Annotated in this window: 17 protein-coding genes; 3 read left to right on the forward strand and 14 right to left on the reverse strand. The window is 62.2% G+C overall.

The window, feature by feature from the left end:
- Window positions 1–214: 214 nt before the first annotated feature.
- Genes ACQKP2_RS08975 through ACQKP2_RS08985 form a run of 3 tightly spaced genes read left to right on the forward strand, consistent with a single transcriptional unit; the run spans window position 215 to window position 3,897 of the window.
- Window positions 215–1,729, forward strand: a complete 1,515-nt coding sequence (locus ACQKP2_RS08975; RefSeq protein ID WP_427575941.1) for an efflux transporter outer membrane subunit — start codon at window positions 215–217, stop codon at window positions 1,727–1,729.
- Window positions 1,722–2,849: an HlyD family secretion protein gene (locus ACQKP2_RS08980; protein ID WP_427575915.1), complete on the forward strand. Its 1,128-nt coding sequence runs from the start codon at window positions 1,722–1,724 to the stop codon at window positions 2,847–2,849. The genes ACQKP2_RS08975 and ACQKP2_RS08980 overlap by 8 nt, the downstream gene beginning before the upstream one ends.
- A complete protein-coding gene (locus ACQKP2_RS08985) occupies window positions 2,839–3,897 on the forward strand; it encodes a DUF2955 domain-containing protein (RefSeq protein ID WP_427575916.1) in 1,059 nt (352 codons plus the stop codon). Before ACQKP2_RS08980 ends, ACQKP2_RS08985 begins: the two co-directional genes overlap by 11 nt.
- Here ACQKP2_RS08985 and ACQKP2_RS08990 read toward each other — a convergent pair.
- From ACQKP2_RS08990 to ACQKP2_RS09055, 14 genes are all read right to left on the reverse strand, one after another.
- Window positions 3,854–4,219 (reverse strand): Rieske (2Fe-2S) protein, encoded by a 366-nt coding sequence (locus ACQKP2_RS08990; protein ID WP_427575917.1) that lies wholly within the window; start codon window positions 4,217–4,219, stop codon window positions 3,854–3,856. The genes ACQKP2_RS08985 and ACQKP2_RS08990 overlap by 44 nt on opposite strands.
- A 2-nt stretch (window positions 4,220–4,221) precedes the next feature.
- Window positions 4,222–4,533: a YciI family protein gene (locus tag ACQKP2_RS08995; RefSeq protein WP_427575918.1), complete on the reverse strand. Its 312-nt coding sequence runs from the start codon at window positions 4,531–4,533 to the stop codon at window positions 4,222–4,224.
- 3 nt (window positions 4,534–4,536) lie between these two features.
- Window positions 4,537–5,409: an intradiol ring-cleavage dioxygenase gene (locus ACQKP2_RS09000; protein ID WP_427575919.1), complete on the reverse strand. Its 873-nt coding sequence runs from the start codon at window positions 5,407–5,409 to the stop codon at window positions 4,537–4,539.
- Window positions 5,410–5,455: 46 nt separating this feature from the next.
- The gene (locus ACQKP2_RS09005) at window positions 5,456–6,523 is read right to left on the reverse strand and encodes a maleylacetate reductase (protein WP_427575920.1); all 1,068 of its coding nucleotides are present in this window, start codon (window positions 6,521–6,523) and stop codon (window positions 5,456–5,458) included.
- A gap of 8 nt (window positions 6,524–6,531) precedes the next feature.
- Window positions 6,532–7,995, reverse strand: a complete 1,464-nt coding sequence (locus ACQKP2_RS09010; protein ID WP_427575921.1) for an aldehyde dehydrogenase family protein — start codon at window positions 7,993–7,995, stop codon at window positions 6,532–6,534.
- Between the two features lie 90 nt (window positions 7,996–8,085).
- The gene (locus ACQKP2_RS09015; RefSeq protein ID WP_427575922.1) at window positions 8,086–9,105 is read right to left on the reverse strand and encodes a hydroxyquinol 1,2-dioxygenase; all 1,020 of its coding nucleotides are present in this window, start codon (window positions 9,103–9,105) and stop codon (window positions 8,086–8,088) included.
- Window positions 9,106–9,167: 62 nt separating this feature from the next.
- Window positions 9,168–9,662 carry a hydroxyquinol 1,2-dioxygenase gene (locus ACQKP2_RS09020; RefSeq protein WP_427575923.1) on the reverse strand — a complete coding sequence of 165 codons (495 nt, stop codon included), beginning with the start codon at window positions 9,660–9,662 and terminating at the stop codon, window positions 9,168–9,170.
- A 243-nt stretch (window positions 9,663–9,905) separates the two neighbouring features.
- Window positions 9,906–10,835, reverse strand: coding sequence for a LysR substrate-binding domain-containing protein (locus tag ACQKP2_RS09025; protein WP_427575924.1), 930 nt, complete (start codon window positions 10,833–10,835; stop codon window positions 9,906–9,908).
- 770 nt (window positions 10,836–11,605) lie between these two features.
- A complete protein-coding gene (locus ACQKP2_RS09030) occupies window positions 11,606–12,067 on the reverse strand; it encodes a nuclear transport factor 2 family protein (RefSeq protein WP_427575925.1) in 462 nt (153 codons plus the stop codon).
- 39 nt (window positions 12,068–12,106) lie between these two features.
- Window positions 12,107–12,502 carry a c-type cytochrome gene (locus ACQKP2_RS09035; protein WP_427575926.1) on the reverse strand — a complete coding sequence of 132 codons (396 nt, stop codon included), beginning with the start codon at window positions 12,500–12,502 and terminating at the stop codon, window positions 12,107–12,109.
- A gap of 66 nt (window positions 12,503–12,568) precedes the next feature.
- Complete coding sequence (locus tag ACQKP2_RS09040; RefSeq protein WP_427575927.1) at window positions 12,569–14,296, reverse strand: FAD-dependent oxidoreductase; 1,728 nt, start codon at window positions 14,294–14,296, stop codon at window positions 12,569–12,571.
- A gap of 76 nt (window positions 14,297–14,372) precedes the next feature.
- Complete coding sequence (locus tag ACQKP2_RS09045) at window positions 14,373–15,290, reverse strand: transporter (protein WP_427575928.1); 918 nt, start codon at window positions 15,288–15,290, stop codon at window positions 14,373–14,375.
- Window positions 15,291–15,616: 326 nt separating this feature from the next.
- Window positions 15,617–16,072, reverse strand: a complete 456-nt coding sequence (locus ACQKP2_RS09050) for a hypothetical protein (RefSeq protein ID WP_427575929.1) — start codon at window positions 16,070–16,072, stop codon at window positions 15,617–15,619.
- A gap of 402 nt (window positions 16,073–16,474) precedes the next feature.
- A complete protein-coding gene (locus ACQKP2_RS09055) occupies window positions 16,475–16,834 on the reverse strand; it encodes a DUF6124 family protein (RefSeq protein WP_427575930.1) in 360 nt (119 codons plus the stop codon).
- Window positions 16,835–17,413 lie beyond the last annotated feature (579 nt).

A 17,413-nucleotide genomic window follows, 5' to 3' on the forward strand; every position in this document is an offset into this window, starting at 1 on the left:
CAGTCGTTCAACAGAAAACTGATCAAGGTGCGCGTTCAGCGTAAACAGGTCGTTTTCAAGACAGTCGCGGCGTTTTTTGCACACTGCCTCATCGATACGAACGCTCCTGCCGCGGACGGCTATGCTCCAGTGACGTTCCCCGGAAGGAAGTTGCCTGGTTGTGAAGCACGCGAGCCCTACCGCCGCCCCCCAGTCGATCCGCCCGGGCCAGTGGATGTGGCTGCTCGTGCTGGCATTGGGCGGATGCGTGCGGCTGGGACCGGACTTTCAGCCACCCGGCGAGCCCTGGGTCGATCACTGGAATTCGCCTGAGCTCGAACAGGCCAGCCAACGTGCCCTGTATCCGGACATCCGCCAGTGGTGGCAAGTTTTCAAGGATCCGGTGCTCGATCAACTGATTGCCGAATCCGATGCCCACAACGCCAGCCTCAAAATAGCCGGGCTGCGCGTCATGGAAGCCCGCGCGCAATTGGGTATCGCCCAGAGCGGGCGTTACCCGCAATTGCAACAGGTCAGCGTCGACAGCCTCTACGTGAATCGCAATCAAACAGGCGGCAACAACCCGGTAGACAGCCATTTCTGGCAACACAGCGCCGCCTTCGACGTGGGCTGGGAGCTGGACTTCTGGGGACGCTTCAGCCGCGCCATCGAATCGTCGGATGCCAGTTACTTCGCCACGCAGGCCAACTACGAGGACGTCCTGGTGCTGTTGCGGGCGCAGGTGGCGGACACCTACTTTGCACTGCGCACCACCGAAGCGCGCTTGCGTGTGGCCCGGGAAAACGCCCGCCAGCAACAGCGCAGTTACGACATCACGCAAAAGCTGTTCAACAGTGGCCAGACCGCCGAACTCGACCTGCAACAGGCCAAGACCCAGTACCTGAGCACGCTGAGCAGCATTCCCAGCCTTGAAGATCAACTGCTGCGCCAGCGCAACGCCCTGGCCGTGCTGATCGGTCGTCCACCCGGCGCGCTGCCGATGGTGGTCGAATACAGCGGCCTGATCCCGCTGGTGGATCGCGCGGTGTTGCAGGATGTGCCGGCCAATCTTTTGCTGCGCCGTCCCGATGTCCGCGCCGCCGAGCTGAATGTCGCGGCACAGTCGGCGCTGGTGGGCGTGGCCGAAACCGATTTCTACCCGTCGCTGTCCTTGCTGGGCAGCATTGTCTGGTCCGCCGACACCTTGAGCGGCACGTCGCGCAGTCTCGACCTGATCGGCGGCCCCAGCCTGCGCTGGAACGTGTTCGACCACGGGCGGATCAGCAACAACGTGCGCGTGCAGGACGCCAGGTTGCAGCAATTGATCGAGGTCTACCGCGACACCGTGCGCCAGGCGGCGCGCGAAGCGGACGACGCCGCCAGCGGCCTGACCCGCTCGCTGCAACGCGAACGCATTCTGCACGAGGCCGAAGGCGCCGCCGTACGTTCGCTGGAGTTGGCCAATGCGCTGTACCGCGAAGGCTACTCGGACTTTCAACGGGTGCTGGATGCACAGCGCGCCTTGCTCGACGTACAGGACAACTATTTGCTCAGTCGCAACGATGCGGTCAGTAACGCCATCGCGCTGTACAAGGCCCTGGGCGGCGGTTGGTACAGCGCCCTGCCCAAGGTCGATCCCGACACGCGCCGGCAAATGGAACAACGTACCGACTGGGGCGACTTGCTGGCCGAACCCGCGGCTGCGCAACCGGCCTCCCCTTTGCCCAATCAGGTAAAAGACCATGACTGACGCCGCGCCCGGTTCCAGTGAAGCCCAGGCCCAGCCCGCCGCCGACCCGACGAAAAAAGGCATCAAGGGGGTGCTGCTGCTGATTGTCGTGAGCCTGGCCTGGTATCTGCTGGCAGACCGTTTCACGCCCTATACGCAACAGGCCCGGGTTGGCGCCTTCGTGATCCCGGTGGCCGCCGAGGTCGCCGGCAGGGTGATCCGCGTCAACGTACGCAACAACCAGGACGTCAAGGCCGGGGACGTCATCTTCGAGATCGACCCGCAGCCGTACCAGATCGCCGTCGACCGCGCCCGCGCCGACCTTGAATCGACGCGTCGGCAGATCGGTGCCAGCACGGCCGGCATTGCCTCGGCACAGGCCAACTTGCGCGCAGCGCAGGCCAACGAACTCAAGGCGCGCCAGGACAATCAGCGCCTCGAAGGCTTGTACCGCCAGGACCCCGGGACCATTTCCGTGCGCTTGCTGGAAGTGTCGCGCGCCAACCGCGAGGCCGCCGTCAGCCAGGTAGCCGCGGCCAGCGCCGAAGTGCAACGTGCCCGCGAACAGGAAGGCGGTAACGAGCAGGACAACGCCCAACTGCGCAGCGCCGCCACCGCCCTGTCGAAAGCCGAACTGGACCTGGCCAACACCCAGGTACGTGCGCGTTCGGCCGGACTGATCACCGACTTGCGTACCGATGTCGGTCAGTTCGCCGCGGCGGGTACACCGGTCATGACCCTGATCGCCATTCACGATGTGTGGATCAGCGCCGACATGACCGAAAACAACCTGGGGCTGGTCAAGCCCGACACGCCGGTGTCGATCGTGCTGGATGCCCTGCCCGGCGAAGTGTTCCAGGGGCGCGTGCGCAGTGTCGGTTACGGCGTCAGCGTCGGCCAGTCCCCTGCCCCTGGTACCCTGCCCACCGTGCAAAACAGCCGCGACTGGTTGCGCCCGGCCCAGCGTTTCCCGGTGATCATCGAATTTTCACCCGATGCCTTGGCGACCTTGCGTGACAACCGCTCGATCCGCGCCGGCGGCCAGGCCGAAGTCATGGCTTTCCCTTCCGAAGGCAACCCGCTGAACCCGCTGGGCCGGATTTTCCTCGGGCTGATGAGTTGGCTGTCGTATGCCTACTGAGCGCTCGCCAAGGGTACAAAGGGCCCTGCGCCTGGCCACCGGCACCGCGCTGTGCCTGGCGGCCAGTTTCGGCCTGGCCTTGCCTGTTCCGTTCCTGGCGCCGGTGCTGTGCGCGATGCTGCTGGTGACACTCAATCGGCCACTGTCGTTCAAGGCCACGCTGGCGCTGGCACTCACGGCGATGCTGACCACCGGCATCGGCCTGCTGCTGATTCCACTGCTGCGCTATTTCGCGTTCAGCGGCGTGCTGTTGATTGGCGTCAGCCTGTTCCTGGTGTTCCGCTTTGGCCTGCGCGGCGGCAATGCACTGGTGGTCACCTTCCTGGTGATTGGCCTGACCATGATTTCCTCGGCCGGCGTTGCCGATTTCGATCTGGCATTGAGCGTCATCACGGCGTTGGTCGTCGGCCTGTTTCTCGCGATTCTGGCCGGTGCGGTGGGCCATGGGCTGTTCCCGGAACCGGCCAATCTGCCAGCGCCTGCCAAGGCCCCGGCCTTGCCGGCCGAGCAAGTCGAACGCATCGCCTTGCGTGCCACCCTGATCGTGATGCCGGCCTTCCTGTTGGCCCTGATCGATCCGGCCCGCTACCTGCCCATCGTGCTCAAGGCGGTCAACCTCGGGCAACAGAGCTCCACGGTGCGTGCCCGCGATGCCGCCCGCGAACTGGTCGGCTCGACCCTGCTCGGCGGCCTGTTGGCCATCGGGTTCTGGTCGGCGCTGAGCCTGTTCGTGCACCTGTGGATGTTCTTTCTGTGGATGCTGCTGTTCAGCCTGGTGCTGGCGCGCAAGCTTTATGGGCTCAGCCAGACACGCTGGAGTCCCGGCTTCTGGCTCAACACCCTGGTGACCCTGATCATTCTGTTGGGCCAGTCGGTGCAGGACAGCGCCGCCGGCAAGGACGTCTACACCGCGTTCGCCGTGCGCATGGGCCTGTTCATCGCGGTGACGCTGTATGCCTGCCTGATGGTGCATCTGCTCGATCAACGGCAAGGACAACCGGGCGTCAGTCCGCCCGCTCCTGCTCGCCAGGATTCGACACCTCCATGACCAGGCGGTTTTCCACCCAGCGCACCGGCACCGCCTCCAGATGCGCGCCCTTGCAAGGGCCGTCGATGCAATGGCCGTCTTCGAAACGAAACATCGCGCTGTGATGCGCACACATCAGGACCCTGCCGCGGTAGGTGCAAAACTCTTGCGATCGATAGTCAAGGGGCACGGAAAAGTGCGGGCAGCGATTGATGTAGACCCACACCTGCTCACCCTGGCGCACCGCAATCAAACCGGCAGGATGCAATTGCTTGTGCTGAGGCAGCCCCAGGGCGCCACCGTCAGCGATGTCTTCGCGCCGGCACAAGGTGATGGTTGTCATGGTCAGCCACGCATTTCCGGGTTACCCAGGCTCCAGTGCCAGGGACGTATCTGCAGGCTGGCAAACAGCCCGGCCTGAACATAAGGGTCGTCCTGCATGAAGGCTTCCACTTCCGGCAGGCTGCCGGCCTCGATGACCAGCAAGGTGCCATTCATCGCCATGGCGGCATCGTCGAGCGTCGGACCACCGAGCCGCACGACCACCCGATGCCCCCCGGTGGCGCGCAAATGAGCCTGGTGACTGGGCCGCAGACGCTGGCGCAAGGCCTGGGAATCCGGGTGGTCGGTGGCGAATACCGCAAAAAACTGCGCCATGATTCACACCGCTTCCATGACGAATTCGTAACAGGCACGCTTGAACGGCAACGGCATCTCCAGATCGGCGGACAAGTCGTCGTGCGTCATCCGGTCTTCATAGATCACCTGCAATGACTGCTTGACGCCGAACACCGCGTCCGAGTCCAGGTACGGATCATCGTGGTTGAACAGGTGCGTCACCAGTTTGCGATAACCCGGCACTTCAACCATGAAATGCAGGTGCGCCGGCCGCCAGGGATGGCGATTGGCGGCATCGAGCATGCGCCCGACCGGGCCGTCGGTGGGTATCGGGTAGCACACCGGGACAATGGTGCGAATCGCGAAATAACCATCTTCATTAGTGCGATAGCGACCGCGCAGATTGCCGAACGGCTGCTCGCTGTCCTGCCCCGAGTACATGCCGTTTTCGGCCGTCTGCCACACGTCCAGCACGGCACCGGACAGCGGCCTGCCCTGGGCATCGACCACCCGCCCGCGCACCAGCGCCGCTTCGCCCGGGGTCAATGCCATGTTTTCGCCGAACTCGCGATCCGGCATGCCTTCGATGTAGAACGGTCCGAACACCGTGGTTTCGGTGGCGTTTGCGCTGTGACGATGGTTGATCGCATCCACCAGCATCGAAACGCCCAGGGTGTCCGAAAGCAGGATGAATTCCTGGCGCACCAGGCCATCGCACTTGTGACCGGTCTCGGTCAGGAAGCGAATGCCCTCGAACCACTCCTGCTCGGTCAGTTCGACCTCGCTGACAAATGCGTGCAGGTGACGCACCAGGCTTTGCATGATCTGTTTGTAGCGGGCATCGGGGGCATTCGCGAAGCTGTCCACCGCGTGCTGGGAAATCAATCTTTCCGCAGTTTTGTCTTGATCGCTCATTCTTGTTCTTCCGGCGGTCGTGGAAATGGTTGCCAGCCCCGACCCATCAGGCGGGTGCCTGGCCGTTCAGGGCGCGGTTCAACAGCGCTTCGATCGGGGCCTGCTCGAATGGCCGCGGATTGTAGTAAGGGCTGGCGCAGGCAATTTGCGCCGCTTCAGCCGGACCGTTCTGCGGGAAACCGATGTCTGCCAGCGCCAGAGGGATACCCAGTTTCTGGTTCAGCGCATACAGCAAGGCACCGGCCTCGCTCGCCTCGCTGCCACCCAGCGCGCGCGCGGCACGTTGCAGGGGACCCGCCGCCGCTTCACGGTTGTAATGCGCGGCATGGGGTAACACGATGGCGTGTGCCTGGGCGTGGGGCAGATTGAAGGTCCCGCCCAGGGTGTGACACAGCTTGTGATGCAAGGCCATTCCGACCGACCCCAGGCAAATGCCCGCCAGCCATGCACCGTACAACGCCTGGCTGCGCGCATCGGGATCATTCGGGTCCTTGACGACAGCCGGCAATGCCAGTGCCAGCGAGCGAATCGATTCCTCGGCCATGAACCCGATGATCGGGTTGGCATCTTGCGCGTAAAGCGCCTCGACCGCGTGAGCCATGGCGTTCATGCCGGAACAGGCCGATATGTGCGCCGGCAGCGACAAGGTCAATTGCGGATCGTAGATCACCGTCTTGGGCAACACCCGGGGGTCGCGCCCGGTTTTCTTCAGGCGATTTTCGGTCAACCCGTAGATCGGCGTCATCTCGGAACCGGCGTAAGTGGTCGGCACGGCCACAATCGGCAACCCCGAATCCATGGCAATCGCCTTGCCCAGGCCGATGGTCGAGCCACCGCCGATGGCCACGCAGCAATCGGCATGCAGCCGCACTGCTTCGCCTCGTGCCGCTTGTGCCACTTCCAGCGGAACGTGCATCACGGCCCGGGAGTAGACATCCGCGGCGCGATCGCCGAGCAACTGCGCCACCTGTTCGCCGAGCCCGCGTTGCTCTGGCGTGGTGAGAATCAGCGCACGCCTGGCGCCCAGCCGTTCGATTTCTTCAGCCAGCGCCGAAAGCTTGCCCCAGCCGAACACCACGCGGGTCGGTAGGCTTTGGTAGACAAAAGGGTTCATGGCAAACCTCAGCGCTTGAAGTGTGGAGGGATATTCGCATCGACGTTGACCCAGACCGAGCGGGCCTCGGTGTAGTCATGAATCGCTTCGAATCCCATTTCACGGCCATAGCCCGACTGCCCCACACCGCCGAACGGGCTGCCCGGGTTGACGCGCTTGTAGCAATTGATCCAGCACATGCCGGCGTGAATCGCATCGGCCATCTTGTGCGCACGGGCCAGGTTCTGCGTCCACAGACCACTGCCCAGTCCGTATTCGGTGTTGTTGGCGATGGCCAGGGCCTCTTCATCGGTGCTGAAACGCACCACCGTGACGAACGGGCCGAAGACTTCCTCCTGACAGACCCGATCATTTGGCTTGGCTTCGACGACGGTAGGTTCGACGTAGAAGCCGTTGGCCAGCTCTGGCGCATCGGGTGCCTTGCCACCGGCGAGAATCTTGCCGCCCTGTTCAATGGCGATGTCGATGTAGGCCATGACGCGGTCACGGTGCAGCGCCGAGGTCAAGGGGCCCATTTCGGTCTCGGGGTCCATGGGATTGCCCAGGCGAACGGACTTGGCCAGCGCGATGAAACGCTCAAGGAACTGATCGGCGATTTTTTCGTGCAGAATCAGGCGCGAACCGGCGATGCACGCCTGGCCCTGATTGTGAAAGATCGCCCAGGCCGCGCCGTTGACCGCCGCGTCCAGGTTGGCATCTTCGAACACGATGTTGGCACCCTTGCCGCCCAACTCCAGCTGGATGCGCTTGAGGTTGCTGCGGGAGGCTTCGACTATCCGCCGTCCGGTGGCGGTCGACCCGGTAAAGGCGATTTTGCCGACGTCCAGGTGCTCGGCCAGTGCCTGGCCTGCGGTATGACCGTAACCCGGCACGACGTTGACCACGCCCTTGGGGAAGCCGACTTCAGTCATCAACTCGACAATGCGCAGGGTCGACAGCGGTGTGATTTCCGAAGGCTTGATCACGATGGTATTGCCCGCCGCCAGCGCCGGGCCCATTTTCCAGCTGGTGAACATCAGCGGGAAGTTCCACGGCACGATCTGCCCCACCACGCCAATCGGCTTGCGTTGCACGTAGTTGAGGAACCCGGCTTCGACCGGAATCACCGAACCTTCGATCTTGTCGGCCATGCCGCCAAAATAACGGAAGCAGGCCGCCGTGCGCGGCACGTCCAGGCCACGGGAATCGCGGATCGGGTGCCCGGTGTTGAGGGATTCGAGCTGCGCCAGCTCTTCACTGCATTCCTCGATCCTGTCCGCCAGTTTGAGCAACAGGCGGCCGCGCTCGGCGGCGCCCAGGGCGGACCATGCCGGAAAGGCACGTTTGGCGGCGGCCACCGCCAGATCGATGTCGGCGGCTTCAGCGGCAGCGATGCGGGTAATCAACGAACCGTCATGGGGCGACACGACGTCGATGGTGCCGCCGGCGACCGCATCCACGAAGCGGCCATCGATATAGAGCTGATTTTGCATAATGGTTTCCTCGCACCGCGCCGGCGGCGCAGTGTCTGACGACTGGAAATTCGGCACTCGCCCGACACGCGCCAGGCTGTGCGCAAGGTGTTAGAACTCGATGGGATAGGGCTTGAGCTCGCCGCTTTCGTAGCGTTGCGGCAGGTTCGGCGTGGCGTTTTCCCACACCAGCAGCATCGAGCGCTTGGTCGAATAGCCCTGGTGGCGGATGTCCGCCGGCATGGCGCAGATGTCGCCGGCACGCATGGTGATACGGGCACGCGGGTTGCCGTCGTCCTTGTCGCCGACGTCCCAGATGATTTCGTCGGACATCTGCAGGAACCACTCGATCCGGTCATTGCCATGGAACACCGGCAGGATGAACTCCTCGGTGGTCGGGCAGAACAGGCTGGCCTTGCACACCGACGTCACCGACGGGTTCCAGGTGACGTCGGAGCGCGACAGGTATTTGAACAGGTTGAAACCATGCAGCTGCCCTTCGAAACCCTCGGCGGCGTGGATTTGCGGCTCGTCCTGCGCAACATCGATGAACTGGCGGTTGACCGGCAGATCGTTGCGCAGTGGCGAGTCGTCGGGCAAACCCGGCATGCGCCTGGTGGCGATGCGGAAACGTTCGATGGCCTGGATGTTGTCGCCGTTCTTGCGACCGAATGCCGAACCGGTTTCTTCCGGCGCTGCGAACGGATCGAAGGTCGCGTTGGTCCAGTCCCGCAGGATGGCCTTGAAGGTCGCCATGATCAGCGGTGTTTCAAAGTTTTCGGTGTAGTTCACCCCGGCCGCCTTGAGCGTGCCGTTGAAGGTGCCGGCGTACAGGTCGACATTGCCGTAGTAGTTGCGGGTGCCGATCACCTGGTCGAAGTTGACCCAGCCGTAAAAGAACCCCCAGGCCACGTCGCGCATCATGGCGCGCAGGAAGGCGTCGACCGGAATCAGGTGCGAGCGGGTCTGGCCCTTGGCGGGCCAGGTGATACGGGCAAAATATTCGTCGCGCGACAGTTCGAAGGCGCCGAGTTTGAAAGCACGGTAGCCGGTGATTGCATGGGGGGCGCTGGCCTGGACTTCGTCGTCGGCAAAGAGTGCGTTATCGGCAGCGTTTTCGAGCATGGCCATGAAGGATTCCTCTTGTTGCTTTTATGGGAGAGACAGGTGCTGAGCCGATCAGCCTGGTCGGATCACTTGAAGCAGATGTCTGCCCACTTCTCGACCGACAAGGGACCCTTGATGGTCTGTTGCAGGATCACACCGGGTCGCTCGGCCTCGAAGCGATAGGCCGTGCCCACCGGCAGCAGGCACTGGTGACCGCGCTTGAGCAGCACATAACCCATCGGTTTGCCGGCGGGCACTTCGCCTGCCAGTCGAGTGCCCTCGCCCTCCACCAACGGTGTATCCAGCTTGAGGAAGTCCACCCGCACGTCACCGTCCATGACGATGGCGAATTCATCGTGCGCGGCGGTGTACCAGGGTGACTGGCCTTCGGCACGCAGGGTTTCGATGACATAGCCGAGGTTGAGGCCCACCACGACTTTTTCATAAGGAAGGGATTGTTGGGCCACTTCGAAAATGTTCGAAAAGGCGTAATGGCTGGCCTGGCCGCTGATGATTTCAACCGAGCCCTTGCTGTAGTTATCCAGCGAGCCGAAGACTGTTTCGATTGCCGCGCTACTCATGGATGTCACCGTTTTGTTGTTGTAGTAACCGTGAACCAACAGTACGTCGCACCCCTTGCGGGAACAATTAGAGAGACGGCGACAACAGTGTTCGCAAAACGCAAACACTGAACCCAACGCAATCCCCTGTAGGAGCGAGCACGCTCGCGATGGAGGCCCAGGCACCGCGGGGCATCAGACAGCCAGCGTCATCATTTACAACCATCGCGAGCAGGCTCGCTCCCACAGGTTTCGTGTATACCGTCAGCGCACCCAACCGCGCTCCAGCAAGGGCACGTCCCAGCAGGGTTCGGCACCGAAGTTTTCCACCAGGAAGTCGATCAATGTCCGCACTTTCAGCGCCCGGCGCTGGGTGGCGGGATACACGGCCGAGAAATTGAAGGAGGACAATGCATAGTCCTGCAGCACCGGAATCAGCCGGCCGCTTTGCAAGTCATCGCTGGCCACCAGGGTCGGCAGGCAAACAATGCACACCCCGGTCGAGGCGTAATCGCGCAACAAATGCACCGAGTTGGAGCGCACCTGCCCCGGCAGGGTCAGCTCCACCTGTTCGTCTTCGCGGGTGAATATCCAGCGATTGCGCGACGGATAGCCTTCGTACAGGGCAATCTTGTGGTCGAGCAGTTGCTGGGGATGGGTCGGCACGCCGAACACGTCGGCGTATTCGGGGGACATGCAGAACAATCGACGCACGCTGAACAGCTTGCGCTCGATCAGGGTTTCGGCCATGGGCGGAAACATCTGGAACGCCACGTCGAAACCTTCTTCGATGGGGTCCACTACCCGGTCGTTGACGATCACGTCCACTTCGATGTCCGGGTAAAGGCGCGTGAACTCGGCCAGCAGGCGGCCAAAGTGACCGATAGCGAAGCCCGGCAGCATCTGCACGCGCAACTTGCCGGTGGGTTTGGCGCGCAGTTCGCGCATGTGTTCGGTCAGCGAATTGAAACCCGCCACCATGTCCGCGCATTCCTTGTAGTAGGTTTCACCCACTTCGGAGAGCCGCACATGGCGCGTGCTGCGGTGGAACAGCGGCGCATTGATGAACTGTTCCAACTGCTGGATGCGGTGGGTGATCACCGAACGGGTCACGCCCAGTTGCTGGGCGGCCTTGGCGAAGTTGCCGGTTTCGGCAACCCGCACGAAGGCTTCGACACTGAGTAAACGATCCATGGCGCGGATTCTCTGGAGTGTTCTTGTATGAACAACGAGGTTAGCTCGTACTCCACATCCCGGGCGAATGCCTGCCTTTGCAGATACCGTCTTGACCGTCAATCGTTCTTCGCCTGTAGGAGCGAGCGGGCGGCGATCCGACTTGCCCGCGAACCAGACGCCGTGGTGTATCTGTTGCACCGCGTCATCGTTCTTCGCCGGCAAGCCTGGCTCCTACGGCGAACCAGACGCCGCGGTGTATCTGTCGCACCGCGTTATCGTTCTTCGCCGGCAAGCCTGGCTCCTACGGCGAACCAGACGCCGCGGTGTATCTGTCGCACCGCGTTATCGTTCTGCGCCTGTAGGAGCGAGGCTCGCCCGCGAACCAGACGCCGCGGTGTATCTGCAATACCGCGTAATCGTTCTTCGCCGGCAAGCCTGGCTCCTACGGCGAACCAGACACCGCGATTTATCTGCCGTACCGAGTTATCGTTCTGCGCCTGTAGGAGCGAGGCTCGCCCGCGAACCAGACGCCGCGGTGTATCTGCAATACCGCGTTATCGTTCTTCGCCGGCAAGCCTGGCTCCTACGGCGAACCAGACGCCGTGGTGTATATGCCGTACCGCGTTATCGTTGTTCGCCTGTAGGAGCGAGGCTCGCCCGCGAACCAGACGCCGCGGTGTCTCTGTTGCACCGCGTTATCGTTCTTCGCCGGCAAGCCTGGCTCCTACGGCGAACCAGACGCCGCGGTGTATCTGTCGCACCGCGTTATCGTTGTTCGCCGGCAAGGATCAGCGGTTGAGCCAGGGGTAGCGCGCGGTGTCCTGGTTGCCGTAGTCCGGGTCCAGGTAGATGAAGCAGCGCTGGATCTTGAAATCGCGGATTTCGAACACATCGACCCAGTAACCGGCACCCGCCGGGGTCGGTACGCCTGCACGCCACGGCCCATCCACATGCTCGCCGAAACTGGTGCCTTCACAGACCAGCGTATCGGTGCCCGTGAGGATCCAGTTGAAGTGCGCATAGTCGTGGGTGATCGATTTCAAGCGGCTGCCCAGGTCGGTGAACATCTGGCCGATCTGCTCACGGCCGCTGGCCAGCCCCCATTTTGGAAACAGCACCTGTGCGTCGTCGGCGAACAGGTCGAGAATGCTGCCGCCGGTGGACGTGATGCCGCCGTTGTCGAAGGCCTTGAGGTATTCCAGGGCAACGGATTTGCGTTGCTCGTCGGTCATTGTCTGGGTGCTGATCATGTCGGTCTCCGGGATTTTTGCGAAAAGTGGACGCGGCTGTCAGTGCAGCGACTTGATGTAGGTGATGATTTTTTGCCGTTTGGCCGGGTCGTCCTGGGAATAGACCATGGCGCTGCCGGGGGCGACGGTCTGGGCGTCGGTCAGCCAGGCGTCCAGCATTTGCTCGTCCCACACCTTGCCGGCCATGGCTTTTTTATAACCGTCGCTGTAGGTGAAGTTCGATTCGCTGGCGGCCTTGCGACCGATCAACCCGAACAGGTTCGGCCCCTGCCCCGGCGGCCCGCCCTTGTCGAAGGTGTGGCAGACCGAACAATGGTTGGTGGCCAGTTTCTGTGCGACTTCCAGGTCATCGGCCTGGGCAAAACCCGCCAGGCCGAAACCGGCTGTGAGAACCAGCAGAGCCGGCACCCGCAGGAAAAAGTGCAAGTGAGTCATATCGTTGTTCTCGTGCAATCACGGTTGATCGGATGAGCCACGGTTGATCGCGGCCCGGTCCTTGATTCAGCTGCGGCTTGGCTCTTTGTGTGCCTGGTTCGCTGCGCGATAGGCGAAGGCGATGATCGGGCCCAGCGTCGAACCGCCGGCCCAATAGGCGCGTCCCGACGCCGAAGCGACGCAGTTGCCGACGCCATACAGCCCCGGGATCGGTGCATTGGCGTTGTTCAACACCTGACCGACCGAGTTGGTTTTCGGCCCGCCCTTGGTGTCCAGGTTGCCGCCGGTGATCAGCGCGGCGTAGTACGGGCCTTTCGAGGCCAACGGGTACATGGTCAGGTTGCCGGTGCGCCCGGCCTTGACCGGCCCGGTGAACACCCCCTGAATCACCAGCTCGCCGCGCTGAAAATCCAGATCCTTGCCTTTCTTGGCCAGTTCGTTGAAGCGCTTGAACGTGGCTTTGAGGTTGAGATTGAAATCCGGGCTGAGTTTCATGCCGCCAATGTCGGCGGCATGCTTGTCCAGCCGTGCGGCAATGTTGGTCGCCAGCTCCTCCAGGGTTTCGCCCCGCACCACATGGCGGTCGTTGCCGCCCTTGGGCACGATGGGCGAGCCGTATTCGTCGCTGCTGCAGTTGTCCTGGGCCTGCTGGTCCCAGATCGAAAACATGACCAGGTTGGGGTATTCGCTTTTATCGCCGTCCCACTGGAAGAAGGTCGGCACCATTTCGTTGTAGACGGTTTTTTCGTTGACGACGCGCTTGCCGTACTTGTTCACCATCAGCATCGAGTCACCGGTCATGGTGAAAATGCCGGACATCGAACCGTCCTTCGCCAGGGCCTTCTCCAACAGGATCGGGCACGACCACGCATAGTTCATGTTGCGCAGCTGCACACCCAGGTCGCTGGAGATGCGAATGAAATCACCTTCATTGGTCAGCGCCGCGCAACCGCCGTACACCGGGACATTGAGGAAATTGCGGCGCAGTTCCGGATCGTGGGTAAAACCACCCGTGGCGAAGATCACGGCCTTGCGTGCCTTGACCCGTTGGCGCGTGCCCTCCTCGGTCTCGACCTCGACACCAATCGCTTCGCCCTTGTCGTTCTGAATGACCTTGACCACGCGCTCGCCAGTGCGGATCTGCACGCCGTCACGCTTGGCGGCGGCGGTCAGTGTGCGAATCGCCACGCGACCACCGTCGGACATGCTGGCCCGGGCCTCCTTGGGCAGCAACACCCGACCTTTCTTGGCCTTGTCTTCGGGCAACTCATACCAGTAGTCCGGCACGTCCGGGCAGTGGCGATAAGGCAGCGCGTCGCGCTCGGCCAGCAGTTCGGCGGCCGGCGATGCGCTGTCGTAGATGGCTTCGCACATCTCGTATTCCCAATCCGAAAGGCCGAGTTTCGGTGACGACGGGTCATAGGACTGCGGCCGGGTCAGACGCGCGACGTAGCGCATATAGTCGGCTTTATCATCGACAATGCCGGCGTCGCGCATCGGCTTGTTGTTCGGCACCCAGTACCAGAACGCCGCCTTGGCCGCCGTACCGCCGGGGCTGCCGGCCTTTTCCAGAACGACCACGTCGTTGCCCAGCCAACGGGAAAACAGCGCCGTCGGCAAGCCACTGCCGCCACCGCCGACGACAACGATGTCGTGCTCGCTGTCGAAGGGTAGTTGTTCAGTGGCCATGACCCGACCGGCAACGCCTGACAGTGCGGCGACGGCAGTTCCGGCAGCGCCGGCCTTGATAAAGGTACGGCGCGACAGTGCCGGTTTTTCGTTTTCTTCGTTCATTTTTATTCTCCGCAAAGGGTCGCGAACACAACATCGCGTAAAGACAGATCACAAGACGCAGGCAGGCGTCGACGACTCAGAAGTAATGCCAGAACTGCACGAACAAGCCGTCCGTGACGGTGGTGTTGCGCCCTTCCACGCCCTTGGAATAGTGAATGGACACCTGGTCCCACATTTTCTGATTGAACACTTGCTGCACGCCGGGTTTGAGTTGAAACAGCACGCCGGCGCCGAGTGCGGTTTCGTTGGAATCGGTGAACGCGATGTCGTTGTTGTCGCGATCCTTGGTGCTGAAGGTTTTCTGGTAATCGGCACTGACGAAGGGGGTGACCTGGTAGGTCGGGCGATCGACGATGTTGTAGCCCAGGCGCAGGTTGGCGTGGCCGGTGTCGCCAGGGTCGGTGTGGTGCGGGCCCTCGCCGCGAATGATGGCGCCCACCAGCAGGTCGATGTTCACCTTGCCCAGCCATTCGTTGTAGAACAGCGACGGCCACAAGGCGTAGGTGTCGCTGCTGACCGAGTCCGCGCCGGTCGGCAACTGCACGTAGGCCTGCATGCCGATGGTGCGCAGCGGTGTCGGGTTGTACCAGACCAGCCCGCCCACCAAAGGGTCGCCAAAGCCGCTGACCCGCGTGCCATTGCCGCGTACCGCAATCTCCGGAAGGGTGATGCTGGCGATGAAACCGGTATTGGGCAGCCCGTCGACTTTCCAGTAGTGCAAAAGCGACGTCAGCCCCACGTAGGTATCGGTTTTGCTGCCGGTGACCTTGTTGCCGTGATCGTCGAAGCGCTTGCTGTCGTCGTTGTATTCGAATTCCTGGCCCACCGAGTTGTAGGGCTCGGTGAAGTCGGAACTGAACTGGAAACTTTGCGGCCTGTTGCTGGCATAAGGAATGCCCGAGGCCTTGACGTTGTCGGCTGGATACAGGCACGCGCCCACGGCACATAACCCAAGACCTGCCATATTCATCGCGAGACTGACTGCAGCTCTCATCGACACTCTCCGGATATTGTTCTTGTTGTTGGCACCAATGACCCGCGAGTCATTGTGGAGCCGACGATAAGCGCAGGGAGAAATGGCAACAATTGCAGTGTCAACGACTACTGTGTTCGTGAAATGCAAACAGTACGAACATGATCAGACGGCACCACCCCGTAGGAGCGAGGCTTGCCCGCGAAGGCGGCCTGTAGGAGCCAGGCTTGCCGGCGAAGGCGGTCTGTAGGAGCCAGGCTTGCCGGCGAAGGCGGTGTCTCAGTGAACATTCATGCCGGCTGAACTGACGCTATCGCGAGCAGGCTCGCTCCCACAGGGTTCAGGGTTCAGGGATTGACCTGATACCCCTTGCCCTGCAGGCAGCTGGCATAGGCGGTCGATGTGGTCGAAGCGGCCGTCTTGGCCTGCGCCCTGCGCTCCTGGCGCTGGCGCGCACCACCGACCACAGCGCCCGCCGCAGCGGTCTGTTTGGCGCGGTTCTGCCGGTAGTCCTGCTTGGTATCGTCATCGACGCCTTCATAAAACTCGTCATGCTGACGCCCGCGCACCTCGGCGGCGGTCGCACCGGCCGCTGCGCCTGCGGCAGCACCCTTGATGCGCCCACCGGAAGGCGTCGAGGTCGATGACGACGCCTGGCTGGCGGCGATGCTGTGGCAATCGTTGATGTCCAGTTGAGTCTGTTGCGACGTCTGGCCCTTGAGCGGCACCACGGTTTCGGCCCAAGCCTGGAAACCGATGGTGATCAAAGCGACGCCAAGGGCGATGGATGACAACCTGTTCATGACGACCTCCCACAATGGCCGGAACGGTTAAACAAGCCATCAGTGTAGATCACCGCCCCGCCCTCGCCCTCGGCCCCCACCCCGGCCCTTGTAGGAGCCAGGCTTGCCGGCGAAGACGTTTTCAATGACACCACACGACGCAAGGCCGCCTTCGCTGTAGGAGCCAGGCTTGCCGGCGAAGACGTTTTCAATGACACCGCATGACGCGAGGCCGCCTTCGCGGGCAAGCCTCGCTCCTACAAGCGAAGGCGTTTTCAATGGCGCCACATGACGCGGGGCCGCCTTCGCCGGCAAGCCTCGCTCCTACAGGCGAAGGCATTTTCATGGCCGTTGCATGACGCATGGCCGCCTTCGCCGGCAAGCCTGGCTCCTACAGGGACATGTGTGATCCGAAGGTTATGGTTACGGCGGATCCAGCTGATCAAGCGCCCGGTTCACGGCCAGCTCACCAAGCATGATCACCTGTGCAATGCCCAGCAGTGCATTGCGACTGGATCCTTCCAGATGATCCACCAGATCAGTGGCCATGACGTTCGCCGATGCCAGCGATTCACAGGCATGCACCAGCAAGGTTTCGACATTGAGCTCGGGATTGACGATGAACATCGTGCTGGGTGTGCGCGGCGTGGCCATGATGCCCGGGCCGGGGTTGAGGTAATGATCGAGGGCGCGCTCGGCGGCTTCGTGGAATTTCTTGGAGTCGGTACTTTCGTACGGGGATGCTGGGTCGGTGTCCGGGGGATTGGGTGTGACTTTGAACATGGTGAAACTCCATATGTGAGAAATGGAGCCATCACTCTCGCTACCAAACGATGGGTGGTGGCCATACGGAGGTTGGTAGACCGGCCCACATGGAAAACCGGCGCGCCCGAGAGCGCCCTACGCATGGCCACCATTAAAACAATTGCCGAAATGGCGCTTGCCTGCAGGTGATGCTACGCGTATGTGGTTGCCGGGCTACCAAACCCGATCGCTGCTGTTTTGCAGCGACCGGTCAACGATAAAACCCACCCCCAAGACGCACAAGCCGGCGGATTCTGGCGTAGCTGTAGGCAACGACGCAAGCCGCCGTAGCTTGCGAGAAGTAACGCTGACAGCCGTTAAACAACCTTTAAACGCACCGCCAACCACTGTAGGAGCGAGCCTGCTCGCGATGGACTGAAGAACGCCGCTGGGTGTCAGGTTTCCAGCGTCATCGTTAACGACCATCGCGAGCGTGCTCGCTCCTACAGGGATATGTGGGCATCTGCGGCAACACCCATCCTTGTGGGAGCGAGCCTGCTCGCGATAGCGGTGTGTCAGACGAAATAGACGCCGACTGACACGACCTCATCGCGAGCA

This window comes from Pseudomonas sp. NPDC089569 (assembly GCF_050280625.1).
GTDB lineage: Bacteria > Pseudomonadota > Gammaproteobacteria > Pseudomonadales > Pseudomonadaceae > Aquipseudomonas.

Bases quoted from the DNA above. Each gene is read 5' to 3' on its own strand.
- ACQKP2_RS08975 (WP_427575941.1), top strand. From the start codon at position 215: ATGTGGCTGCTCGTGCTGGCATTGGGCGGATGCGTGCGGCTGGGACCG.
- ACQKP2_RS08980 (WP_427575915.1), top strand. From the start codon at position 1,722: ATGACTGACGCCGCGCCCGGTTCCAGTGAAGCCCAGGCCCAGCCCGCC.
- ACQKP2_RS08985 (WP_427575916.1), top strand. From the start codon at position 2,839: ATGCCTACTGAGCGCTCGCCAAGGGTACAAAGGGCCCTGCGCCTGGCC.
- ACQKP2_RS08990 (WP_427575917.1), bottom strand. From the start codon at position 4,219: ATGACAACCATCACCTTGTGCCGGCGCGAAGACATCGCTGACGGTGGC.
- ACQKP2_RS08995 (WP_427575918.1), bottom strand. From the start codon at position 4,533: ATGGCGCAGTTTTTTGCGGTATTCGCCACCGACCACCCGGATTCCCAG.
- ACQKP2_RS09000 (WP_427575919.1), bottom strand. From the start codon at position 5,409: ATGAGCGATCAAGACAAAACTGCGGAAAGATTGATTTCCCAGCACGCG.
- ACQKP2_RS09005 (WP_427575920.1), bottom strand. From the start codon at position 6,523: ATGAACCCTTTTGTCTACCAAAGCCTACCGACCCGCGTGGTGTTCGGC.
- ACQKP2_RS09010 (WP_427575921.1), bottom strand. From the start codon at position 7,995: ATGCAAAATCAGCTCTATATCGATGGCCGCTTCGTGGATGCGGTCGCC.
- ACQKP2_RS09015 (WP_427575922.1), bottom strand. From the start codon at position 9,105: ATGGCCATGCTCGAAAACGCTGCCGATAACGCACTCTTTGCCGACGAC.
- ACQKP2_RS09020 (WP_427575923.1), bottom strand. From the start codon at position 9,662: ATGAGTAGCGCGGCAATCGAAACAGTCTTCGGCTCGCTGGATAACTAC.
- ACQKP2_RS09025 (WP_427575924.1), bottom strand. From the start codon at position 10,835: ATGGATCGTTTACTCAGTGTCGAAGCCTTCGTGCGGGTTGCCGAAACC.
- ACQKP2_RS09030 (WP_427575925.1), bottom strand. From the start codon at position 12,067: ATGATCAGCACCCAGACAATGACCGACGAGCAACGCAAATCCGTTGCC.
- ACQKP2_RS09035 (WP_427575926.1), bottom strand. From the start codon at position 12,502: ATGACTCACTTGCACTTTTTCCTGCGGGTGCCGGCTCTGCTGGTTCTC.
- ACQKP2_RS09040 (WP_427575927.1), bottom strand. From the start codon at position 14,296: ATGAACGAAGAAAACGAAAAACCGGCACTGTCGCGCCGTACCTTTATC.
- ACQKP2_RS09045 (WP_427575928.1), bottom strand. From the start codon at position 15,290: ATGAGAGCTGCAGTCAGTCTCGCGATGAATATGGCAGGTCTTGGGTTA.
- ACQKP2_RS09050 (WP_427575929.1), bottom strand. From the start codon at position 16,072: ATGAACAGGTTGTCATCCATCGCCCTTGGCGTCGCTTTGATCACCATC.
- ACQKP2_RS09055 (WP_427575930.1), bottom strand. From the start codon at position 16,834: ATGTTCAAAGTCACACCCAATCCCCCGGACACCGACCCAGCATCCCCG.